The organism is Kitasatospora sp. NPDC057936 (assembly GCF_042887525.1).
Lineage (GTDB): Bacteria > Actinomycetota > Actinomycetes > Streptomycetales > Streptomycetaceae > Kitasatospora.
Map to the genome: position 1 here is coordinate 62,994 of NZ_JBHVPD010000048.1, position 9,927 is coordinate 72,920.

9 protein-coding genes and 1 pseudogene are annotated in these 9,927 nt (G+C 71.4%); 3 read left to right on the top strand and 7 right to left on the bottom strand.

Features of this window, described 5'->3' with window-relative positions; translation table 11 throughout:
* Positions 1-86 precede the first annotated feature (86 nt).
* Positions 87-479: a hypothetical protein gene (locus ACFVU9_RS24425; RefSeq protein ID WP_380447061.1), complete on the bottom strand. Its 393-nt coding sequence runs from the start codon at positions 477-479 to the stop codon at positions 87-89.
* Between the two features lie 207 nt (positions 480-686).
* Here ACFVU9_RS24425 and ACFVU9_RS24430 point away from each other — a divergent pair, with 207 nt between their 5' ends.
* Positions 687-1,064 carry a hypothetical protein gene (locus tag ACFVU9_RS24430; RefSeq protein WP_380447063.1) on the top strand — a complete coding sequence of 126 codons (378 nt, stop codon included), beginning with the start codon at positions 687-689 and terminating at the stop codon, positions 1,062-1,064.
* On the opposite strand, the gene ACFVU9_RS24435 is transcribed toward ACFVU9_RS24430, so the two are convergent.
* Both ACFVU9_RS24435 and ACFVU9_RS24440 read right to left on the bottom strand, forming a co-directional pair.
* Positions 1,034-1,975: an NADP-dependent oxidoreductase gene (locus ACFVU9_RS24435; protein ID WP_387596608.1), complete on the bottom strand. Its 942-nt coding sequence runs from the start codon at positions 1,973-1,975 to the stop codon at positions 1,034-1,036. The two genes, ACFVU9_RS24430 and ACFVU9_RS24435, sit on opposite strands and share 31 nt — an antisense overlap.
* 31 nt (positions 1,976-2,006) lie before the next feature.
* A complete protein-coding gene (locus tag ACFVU9_RS24440; protein WP_387596611.1) occupies positions 2,007-3,461 on the bottom strand; it encodes a DHA2 family efflux MFS transporter permease subunit in 1,455 nt (484 codons plus the stop codon).
* Between the two features lie 94 nt (positions 3,462-3,555).
* On the opposite strand from ACFVU9_RS24440, the gene ACFVU9_RS24445 reads away from it, so the two are divergent.
* Positions 3,556-4,302, top strand: coding sequence for a TetR/AcrR family transcriptional regulator (locus ACFVU9_RS24445; RefSeq protein ID WP_387596614.1), 747 nt, complete (start codon positions 3,556-3,558; stop codon positions 4,300-4,302).
* Positions 4,303-4,346: 44 nt separating this feature from the next.
* Here the strand turns inward: ACFVU9_RS24445 and ACFVU9_RS24450 are convergent, their stop codons facing one another.
* From ACFVU9_RS24450 to ACFVU9_RS24465, 4 genes are all read right to left on the bottom strand, one after another.
* Positions 4,347-4,931 (bottom strand): hypothetical protein, encoded by a 585-nt coding sequence (locus ACFVU9_RS24450; protein WP_380447070.1) that lies wholly within the window; start codon positions 4,929-4,931, stop codon positions 4,347-4,349.
* A 102-nt stretch (positions 4,932-5,033) separates the two neighbouring features.
* Positions 5,034-5,702 carry a family 16 glycoside hydrolase gene (locus tag ACFVU9_RS24455; protein WP_387596617.1) on the bottom strand — a complete coding sequence of 223 codons (669 nt, stop codon included), beginning with the start codon at positions 5,700-5,702 and terminating at the stop codon, positions 5,034-5,036.
* Entirely contained in the window at positions 5,699-6,895 is a 1,197-nt protein-coding gene (gene wecB, locus ACFVU9_RS24460; protein ID WP_380492076.1) for a non-hydrolyzing UDP-N-acetylglucosamine 2-epimerase, read from the bottom strand. Before wecB ends, ACFVU9_RS24455 begins: the two co-directional genes overlap by 4 nt.
* Positions 6,896-7,049: 154 nt before the next feature.
* Entirely contained in the window at positions 7,050-8,303 is a 1,254-nt protein-coding gene (locus tag ACFVU9_RS24465; RefSeq protein ID WP_387596620.1) for a glycosyltransferase, read from the bottom strand.
* 698 nt (positions 8,304-9,001) lie between these two features.
* Here ACFVU9_RS24465 and ACFVU9_RS24470 point away from each other — a divergent pair.
* Positions 9,002-9,927, top strand: a pseudogene (locus tag ACFVU9_RS24470) (hypothetical protein); the annotation flags it as partial.

Genomic DNA, 9,927 nt, shown 5'->3' on the forward strand with positions numbered 1-9,927 from the left:
CGTTATCAGCCGGTGTGGTAGAAAACAACGCGGCGGGGTATGTCGCCCACACCGACTTCCCGCGCTCACTGGGGGCTGCCCCGGCCTCAGCCCGTGATCGGCTTCAGGGCGGTGGTCATCATCGCCGCCATGCCCGAGCCGCCGTTGTAGGAGCCGACGGTGGCGTCGTTCAGGGCGTTGACGATGTCGTCACCGGCGACCTGGTTGCCGTTGCCGACGATCACGGTGTCCCAGTTGCCGCCCGCCGCCTGGGCGGCGTCCATGGCGCCGCCGGCCACGCCGCTGGAGCCGTTGTGCGAGCCGACGGTGGCGTCGTGGCCCGCGTTGATGATGTCGTAGCCCGCGACCTGGTTGCCGTTGCCGACCACCACCGTTCCGTGGTTGCCGCCGGAGACGACCTCGGCGCTCGCGACGGTCGGTACGGCGGCGATGCCGGCGGCGGCGAGTGCGGCCAGCGCCCAGGTGGTGTGACGATGCATGATGATTCTCCGATCTGTCAGAAAATATCCCTTTTGAGGGGCGAGGGTGACAGTAGGCGTCGCTCCTGCCGGGGTGGGCGATGGTCCGCCGGTCGTGGTGTGTCGGACGGGGCAGGCGGGACCGGTCGGGTGAATCGCGTGGTGAAGGGCCCCGCCTGCGGGGGCTACGATCGGGGCTCCTTCCGACCGGCGATCTGGAGCTCACCGATGCGCGTGGACCGACTTCGCGGGCGGGCCCGGCTGACCCGGCGGGCCCGGCTGCCGCGGGCATCCGTGGCAGCCGCGGCGGTCGTCGCCCTGGCCGCCACCGCGGCCGCCTGTGGGCCGAACAACGACGCCTACGTGGCCCTGCAGAACGTGATGAAGTCCCACATCACCACCCAGGACCACCGGCCGGTCGGTTCGGTCTCCTGCACCCCGCACGTCCACGGCACCGTGCGCGGGGAGACCGTTCACCTGCGCTGCCAGGTCGACTTCGCCGACGGGACGGCGTACACCGCCGACGCGGCCATCCACGACCAGAACTCCGGCGGTACGCACAACCGGCCCGACACCTACTCCTGGGACAGCCCGCCGCCCGAGTGACGCTGGGCGTCGGGGCCGATCACCAGCACGAGCTTCCCCCGCAGGCCGCCGCTCTCGCCGGCCCGGTGCGCGTCCGCCATGTCGGCGAGCGCGAAGGTCCGAACGGCGGGGAGGGCGAAGCGCCCGGCCTCGATCAGCGGGCCGATCGAGCGGATGGCGTGGAGGGCGCGGCCGTCGTCGCCCCGGCTGAACCGGACGCCGTGCTCCCGTGCGCCGGCGAAGTCGGCGATCGTCACGACCTGCCCGGGGCCGCCCGTCAGCGAGATGAGGTCGGGCAGCCCGCTCCCGGCGGCGTCGAGCGCGAGGTCGACCCCGTCGGGTGCCACCGCCCGGACCCGTGCGACGAGCCCGGGTCCGTAGACGACGGGCTCGGCCCCGAGGCCGCGCAGGTAGTCGTGCCGCGCGAGGCCGGCGGTCCCGATCACGCGCGCACCGCGCGCTACGGCGAGTTGGACGGCGGCGCTGCCGATCGTTCCCGAGGCGCCGTGGACCAGCAGGACGTGTCCGTCCGCGACGCCGAGCTGGTCGAGTACTCGGGTGGCCGTCTCGACGGCGGCGGGCAGTGCGGCGGCGGCCGGGAAGTCGAGCGGTCGCGGGATCGGCGCGCAGCAGGAGAGCACCGCGAGTTCGGCCTGGGCCGCGCCGGCCGTGCAGAGGCCGAAGACGCGGTCGCCGATCGCGAAGTCCTCAACGCCTTCGCCGAGTTCGTCGACGATGCCCGCCGCCTCGTGGCCGAGGGCCTGGGGGAGTGCCTGGTCCATCTCGCCCCGGCGCTTCTTCCAGTCGCTGGCGTTGACGCCCGCCGCGCGGACGGCGATGCGGATCTCGCCGGGGCCCGGATGCGGGTCGGGCAGGTCGACGATCTCCAGGACCTCGGGGCCGCCGAAGCGGCTGAACTGTGCTGCCTTCATGGTGTTTTCCCTTGCGTCGGTGGGTGCGTGCTCAGCCGTGCGCCTGCTGCGCGTGCCGGGGCAGCAGCCCCACCAGTGCGAAGACGATCAGATTCAGGCCGGCGGTGATGGCGAGGACGAGTTCGGCGGCGTCGATGCTGGAGTGCGGCGAGCCGTGCCCGGCGCGGGCGAAGAACACCGTGCCGAGGGCGGCCACGCCGATCGCGCCGGCGAACTGCTGGACGGCGTTGAGGGTGCCCGCGCCCGTGCCGACCTCCTCGGTCGTGGCGTCGCCGAGGATGTAGTCGACGAGCGGGACGAAGACCATGCCGGAGCCGAATCCGGTGAGCAGGAGCGCGGGCGCCAGCTTCCAGGCGGAGAGGTCGGTGCCCCAGTGGGCGGTGGACCACCACAGGGCCAGCAGGCCCACGACCGCGATCGCCAGGCCCAGGTGCAGGGCGGTGCGCCCGAGCCGCACGGCCAGTGACCGGCCGGCGAGCAGGACGGCCAGGGCGGTGCCGAGGGCCCACGGGATCAGCGTGAGGCCGGTGTGCAGCGGCGACCAGCCCAGGCCCTGCTGCAGCAGCAGGTTGACGGTCAGGACGAACGCGCTCAGCGCGGCGTAGAAACCGCCCGAGACCATCAGGCCGACGACGAAGCCGCGCTTGCGGAACAGCGACGGCGTGATGACCGGGTGCGCGCTGCGCCGCTCGAAGCGCACGAACAGGGCGAACAGGACCGCCGCACCCGCCATCATGGCGTAGCTCCAGGCGGGCCAGCCGTGCTCGCGGCCCTGGATGAGCGGGACGATCAGCAGTGCCGACGCGGCGGTGAGCAGCCCGACGCCGACCGGGTCGAGGCGGGCGGAGCGGTCCTCGCCGCCGTGCGCGGGCAGCACGCGCCAGGCGATCGCGAGGGCGATGACGCCGAAGGGGATGTTGATCAGGAAGATCGGGCGCCACTCGCTGCCGAAGAGGTTCAGGTGGAGCAGCCACCCGGCGAGGATCGGGCCGGCGACGGTCGCCAGGCCCATGAGGGGGCCGATGGGCGTCAGGGCCTTGCGCAGCTGGTGGGGCGGGAAGACGATCTTCACCAGGGCCATGCCCTGCGGGATCATGACCGATCCGCACAGGCCCTGGAGCGTGCGGGCGGTGATCAGGAGGGCCGGGTTCGGGGCCAGTCCGCAGGCGAGCGAGGCCAGGGTGAAGCCGGTCAAGCCGAGCAGGAACAGTCGCCGGCGGCCCAGCAGGTCACCGAGCCGTCCGGACGTGACGAGGCCGAGGGCGAAGGCGGCGGTGTAGGCGCTGAGCACCCACTGGAGCGTGGACTCGCTGCCGCCGAGGTCGGCGCGGATGGAGGGGCCGGCGAGGTTGGCGATGCTGGCGTCGATGAGGTCCATGACGTCGGCGAGGAAGACGACGACCACGACGAGCCACGCGGTGCGCGGGGGCAGCACGGTGCTGCCGGTGGTCGCGGGGGATCGGGAAGTGAGCTGGTCAGTAGACACGAACACCGTTCTACAGCAGATCGGTGTTCTGTTCAATACGAACACCGTTCTTAGTGGCGTGGAACACCGTTCGCAGGTTGGTTAGACTGCTCGCATGGCACCCACCCCGCAGGAGCGACGCGCAGCGCGGCACCACCTCGGCACCGACACGGACGCGCCGGGCGTCCGGCGCGGGCCGTCCGCTGGACGCAAGAAGCCGATCACGGTCGAGGCGATCATCAGCATGGCGTTCGCGATGATCGAGGAGGAGGGCTTCGAGGCCCTCACCATGCGGCGCCTCGCGACGGCCCTGGAGACCGGGCCGTCCTCGCTCTACGCGCACGTGGTGAACAAGGACGACCTGGACGAGCTGCTCATCGGCCGCCTGTGCGCGCGGATCGACCTCCCGGAGCCGGACCCGGCCCAATGGCGGCAGCAGATCACCGGCGTCTGCACCCAGCTCCGCGACCAGTACCTGCGCTACCCCGGCATCTCCCGGGCCGCCTTCGCCGCCGCCCCCTCGGACCTCGACACCCTCCGGGTCGGCGAGGGCCTGCTCGCCATCCTCCTCGCCGGCGGCATCCCCCCGCAGGCCGCCGCCTGGGCCATGGACTCGCTGATGCTCTACGTGAACGCGTACAGCCTTGAGCTCTCCATGGCCGGCAAGCGCCACGAACGCGGCGACGGCGCGTGGGTCGTCGAACGCGACGAACTCCTGCGCCGCTTCGCCGCCCTCCCCGACGCCTACCCCCAGACCCGGCGCTACGCCGAGGAGTTGACGGCCGGCAGCACCCACGACCGCTTCGACTTCACGCTCGGCCTGATGCTCGACGGCATCGAGAGCGCGCGGTCCCGCCAGTAGGACGAACGGCGCGCAATGCGGCCGCCCGGCCGCGAGCAGGAGCCCTACCAGCCCCACTCCACCGGGCCGACCGGCTGCAACCCGGCCTGCCGGGCCAGCCATTCGGCGCGCTCCACGTCGCCCTGCCGGAAGTGGACGAAGACCGTGTGGTCCTCGGCGGGCACGTCACGGAAAACGTCCCGGCTGTTGAGCGCGATCTGGACGTAGGCGTCCTTGTTGCGGACCGCCAGGCCGAGCTCCGGAACCGCCGGCCAGCTGAAGCAGTCCCAGTCGATCGAACCCGGACCGGACCCGGCCACCCCGAAGAACGCCTCCTCGATCGACCCGACCGGCAGCCGTTCGAGGATCAGCGAGACGGGGAGCAGCGCCGCCACGTCCGGGTCCCCCGCCACGACCATGCGGCGGACGTCGTCGTTGGACTCCGGCCGGTACGGGTCGTCAGGGGCGATCGTGGCCGTCGGGAAGGCGGCCGCCATGCGCTGCGCCTCTGCGAGTGTGAGGGCCTCCGTCTCCGCGCTGACGTTGAACGAGTCCATGGGGATCGCGAGGTTCAGCAGCCGCTTGACGGCACGGTAGGCGGTCGGCAGATCGGGGGTCCGCAGGACGGGCAGGGCGTTCGAATTGCTCACGCCGGGCAGTCTGGCAGACCGGGTGCCCCGTGATCACGTGGGTTTGCGCCCCGCGCCGTCGCCGGAGCAGTCCGTCGAGGTCGCGGCAGTGGGCGGCGGATGCTACTGCGTCGGCTCCACCGCGATGTCGCTGAACACCGCCTGGGCGTCCTCCGTGTAGGCGCCGATGCTGCCGCTCGGGTACGGGCGTTCCTCGTCGTCGTAGGAGACCAGGCCCTTGCCGTCGACGGTCACGTCCAGGTGGGCACCGCGCTGGACCACCTTGACGTCGGACCAGTCGCCGACGGGGAACTCCTCGGCGGCCGTCGCCAGGAAGCGCTGGCCGCCGGGGTAGGCGGGGTCGCGCTTGCCGAGCTCCCAGCCGTTGGGCTTGAGGATGAGGTAGTAGAAGTGGTCCGGGTCGGTGTACGCCCACACCAGCCACGGCACCTCCCAGGGGTTGGGCGTGGGTGTGCGCAGTTGGGCGACGGTGCGCATGCGGGCCTGGAGGCTCATGTCCCCGTACTGCCGCGTGGAGACGATCAGTCCGGCGTGGGTCTCGTCCGGCTGCCGCGCTGGCTTGGGGGAGAGGGCCAGGCCGTTCGTGAAGCCGGTGTTCGCGCCGTGGCCGTCGAAGACCGACCGCCAGGGGCCGTGGACCGAACCGTCGGTCCACGGCCGCACCGGCTCCCCGTACTCGTCCCCCCAGATGGCGCTCACCGCGAAGGCGAGCCCCGCCACCGCGGCGGCGGAGAGGAGGAGGACGGTGAGGAGCCGGTGAACTCTCGTCATGCCGTCGAGTATGACTCCGGACCCTCGGGCTGGGGGACGGCGAGGGGGGCCGGTGCGGGCGCCGGGTCGGCGTCGACGCCGAAGTCCTCGGCGAGTTGGGCCAGGATCCGGGCGGTGGCGTGCCCGTCGCCGAAGGGGTTGCCGGCCCTCGCCATGCGCCGGTACGCGTCGTCGTCGTCCAGCAGGCGCATGGCGGCGTCCAGGATGACGTGCGGTTCCGTGCCCACGAGTTGGGCCGCGCCGGCCTCGACGGCCTCGGGCCGCTCGGTGGTGGTGCGCAGCACGAGGGCGGGCTTGCCGAGGGTGGGGGCCTCCTCCTGGATGCCGCCGGAGTCGGTCAGGACGAGGTCGCAGCCGGCCAGGGTGGCGGAGAAGTCGACGTAGTCGAGCGGTTCGACGATGCGGATGGCGGTGTGGCCGGACAGTTCGGGCAGGAGGGCCTCACGGACGGCGGGGCTCTTGTGGAGCGGCAGCACGAGTTCGACGTCGCCGCGGTCGGCGAGCCGGCGCAGGGCCTTGCCCATGGCGCGCATCTTGTCGCCCTGGTTCTCGCGGCGGTGCAGGGTGACCAGGACGCGGCGCCGGCCGTTGCTCTCGAAGTGGTCGCGGCCGGCGCCCTGTTCGAGCACCCACAGCAGGTTGTCGATGACGGTGTTGCCGGTGACGAACACCTCCGCCTCCGGGACGCCTTCGGCGGTGAGGTGTCCGGCGGCGCGGGGGGTGGGCGCGAAGTGCCAGCGGGCGATGCGCCCGATGAGGCGGCGGTTGAGCTCCTCGGGGAAGGGGTTGTCCAGCACCCCGGTGCGCAGCCCGGCCTCGACGTGGGCGACGGGGACGTGCTCGTAGAAGGCGGCGAGGGCGCCGGTGAGCGCGGAGGTGGTGTCGCCCTGGACGACGACGAGGTCCGGGCGTTCGGCGTGGACGACCTCGCCCAGGCCTTCGACCAGACGGGCCGTCAGCTTGGACAGCTCCTGCCGCTCTCTCATCACGTCGAGCTCGAACTTGGCCTCGACCTGCAGCAGTTCGAGCATCTGCTGGAGCATCTCGCGGTGCTGGCCGGTGGAGACGACGAGGGGCTCGAAGTGCGGGGAGGCGGCCATGGCGCGGACGACCGGCGCGAGCTTGATCGCCTCCGGGCGGGTGCCGAGGACGAGCATGGCGCGGACGGGTGTGGTGTTCGCGTTCGGGGACATGAGTCTCCAGAGAGGGTGCCTGCCGAGGGGCAGGGAGGGTTTTCCGCACAGGGTTTTTCCGCACGTGCGCGGAGGGTCGTGCGTGCGCACGTGCGTGGACGGTGCTGAAGGAGACGGGCGTGCGTGTGTCGGGTGCGCGTGTGTCGGGTGCGCGTCAGGTGCGCGCGGTCTTGAGCCAGGTCTGCTTGCCGGTGAGCATGCGCCACAGGCCCCACCATCCGGCGGCGAACCAGATGTAGCCGTAGACGACGAACACGTGGGAGAGCAGGACCGCGCGGACGAGCCCGAGCCCGCGCTCGCGCCGGAAGTAGACCCAGCCGTAGGCGTACGCCGCGGTGAACGACAGGACGTACGGGCCGATGATCCACATCGGCGACACCAGCGGGTGCCCGGCCTCGACGGAGCCGAGGAGGACGCCGCCCGTGGCGATGACGAAGGACAGCGGGAGCAGGGAGGTGAGCAGGATCAGGACGGGGCTGGAGAGGTGGTACAGCAGGTCGATCGCGGGCTTCGTGGGCACCTCGCGCAGGATCAGCGGCACCAGCCGGGCCGACTGCAGGTGGCCCTGGAACCAGCGGGAGCGCTGGCGCACCAGCCGCCGCACGTCGAGCACGGCCTGCTGGGAGACGGCGGCGGTGGTGCAGTGGTGGTTGGTCCAGCCGCCGGCGATGAGGCGCACCCCGAGGTCGAGGTCCTCGGTCAGGGAGTCGCTCCACGGCCCCGAGCCGCCCTCTCCGCAGAGGGTGTCGAGCGCGGAGAGCCGCATGAACTGCCCGTTGCCGCCCATGCCGACGCTGCCGAAGTAGCGGCGGGCGGACTGGAAGATGTCGCCGTAGATGACGAACTCCATGTCCTGGAGGCGGGCGAGTAGGCCCTGCTGACGGTTGTACATGCGCACGCCGATCTGGGTGGCACCGGTGCGCGGGTCGTCGAAGTAGGGGTCGACGGCCTGGACGACGTGCGGGTCGAGGCGGCCGTCGGCGTCGACGACGCAGACGATCACCTCGCCCGGGTCGCGGCCGTCCAGGATGCCGGACTCCCGCAGGTGGCGGATGCCGGCGTTGAGGGCGGCGCCCTTGCCCTTCCGGGCGTTCGGCAGGTGCCGCTGCAGCAGCTTGACCCGGTCGGGGTCGGCGGCGCGGGCGATCTCCGCGGTGCGGTCGTCGGACGCGTCGTCGATGACCAGCGCCATGAAGTCGGCCGCCGGCAGCGAGGTGATCCGGGCCAGGCTCTCCGCGAGCACCTTCTCCTCGTTGAGACAGGCAAGGAGGAAGACGTAGAGACGCTCGGCCTGCGGACCGCGGTCGTTGCGGACCCTGCGCCTGGAGAGGACGAAGAGAGTGGCGTTGTAGCAGCCCGCCATCACGATGATGGCGACGCTCGACCAGAGAAGGACCTCCGTGATCACGGGCGATCACCGGAGCTCCGGAACGCGAACCAGAATTTGACGAGAAGGAGAATGGTGGCTGTCGAACAGTAGAGCAGGAACCCGGCACCGGCCGCTTCCTGCAGTCCCCTGGCGAAGGGTACGCCCGGCAGAACTTCTGGGGCCGCCATCAGCCCGGCCAAGGGCAGGACTATCCCCAGAACGGGTTTTCCGTACATGAGATCCCCCCGGATTTCAGCCCGCCCGTCGGTCCGGGGCGTGCGGTCGGAGGCTATCAGATGACAAGCATGCTTAAGCATGTGATCACGAAAGGCTGCGAATCGGAATATTAAATTCCGTGAAACGGCGGTGAACCGGCCCGATCGGGCGTTCGGTAGGCCGATGATCGTTTCATTACCGCAGGCCGAGGGCCGATGATTGGCCGAATGTGGTGCCATCGGAGGCCGTGCGTTCCGCGTCATGGACGCCGGCTCCTCCGTGCGAAGTCGACCGTCGAAAAGTGCACGGGCCGGACCGAGAAATGCTGTTGACACTCCTTGCGCCCGGCGTGAGAATCGGCGAAATGCCGGGGCTTCACCGCCGTGCCTTGCCATGTCTTCACCAGATTCACCGGGGGGTGCCTGGGGTGCGGGACCGGCGAAACCCATGAATCAGGGGGGACGACAATGAGCAAGGCGAGAGGGAGAATCCCGGTTGCCCGGGTCCCGCTCATTCTGACCGTGATCACCGCCCTGCTGGGCGGTGTCGGACTTTCCACCGGTGCCGAGGCGGCGGGCGGCGCCGGGAATCCGGCCGTTCCGTCCGGCGGGCCGCTCGCCGCCGCCGCGTCCGGTCCGGCCACCGGGGCCGGCTCCGCCGACCTGACCGCCTGGAGCGCCGCCCAGCGGGTGAACGACCTCAAGCGCCGGGCGCACCGGCTCCCCGTCATTCCGGCGGCGGCCCCCGCTGCCGCGGCCGCGCGCCCGTCCGTCCAGGCCCCGACCGCCGCGGCCGGTGCCTCGGCCCTCGTCCTCTACGACAGCACCGGCCCCTACGGCTACCTCGGCGAGCTCTACGCCATGGCGACGGCCAACCTCGCCGGCCACTTCGGCACCGTCACCGCCAAGCCGGTCTCCGCGTACACCCCCGGCCTGGTGGAGCAGTACTCGGCCACCTTCTACGTCGGCTCGACGTACTACGGCGGCTCCATCCCGGACGCCGTCCCGGCGGCGTTCTACCAGGACGTCATGACGACCGCCAAGCCGGTCGACTGGATCGGTGACAACGTCTGGAACATGGCCAACGCCGTCGGCATCGAGAACTTCAAGAAGAAGTACGGCTGGGACCCGACCAACTCCTACTTCTCGACCAACGGCAGCGTCGGGACCATCAACCAGGTCACGTACAAGGGCCAGACGCTGACCCGGAAGATCCCCGCGGGCGCGGACGGCGGCGTGCTGCACCCCGCCCTCTCCGGCGCCGGCTACCCGCAGGTCACCCAGCTCGCGCTGGCCACGGACGCCTCCACCGGGGCCGTCACGCCGTGGGCGATCCGTTCCGCCAACCTCACCTACGTCGGCGAGATCCCCTTCGCCTACGTGTCCGAGTCGGACCGCGTGGTCGCCTTCGAGGACCTCCTCTTCGACGCCCTCGCCCCGGCGACCAC

Excerpts from the sequence above, each read along its gene's own strand:
- ACFVU9_RS24425 (WP_380447061.1), bottom strand. The coding sequence starts at position 479 with ATGCATCGTCACACCACCTGGGCGCTGGCCGCACTCGCCGCCGCCGGC.
- ACFVU9_RS24430 (WP_380447063.1), top strand. The coding sequence starts at position 687 with ATGCGCGTGGACCGACTTCGCGGGCGGGCCCGGCTGACCCGGCGGGCC.
- ACFVU9_RS24435 (WP_387596608.1), bottom strand. The coding sequence starts at position 1,975 with ATGAAGGCAGCACAGTTCAGCCGCTTCGGCGGCCCCGAGGTCCTGGAG.
- ACFVU9_RS24445 (WP_387596614.1), top strand. The coding sequence starts at position 3,556 with ATGGCACCCACCCCGCAGGAGCGACGCGCAGCGCGGCACCACCTCGGC.
- ACFVU9_RS24455 (WP_387596617.1), bottom strand. The coding sequence starts at position 5,702 with ATGACGAGAGTTCACCGGCTCCTCACCGTCCTCCTCCTCTCCGCCGCC.
- wecB (WP_380492076.1), bottom strand. The coding sequence starts at position 6,895 with ATGTCCCCGAACGCGAACACCACACCCGTCCGCGCCATGCTCGTCCTC.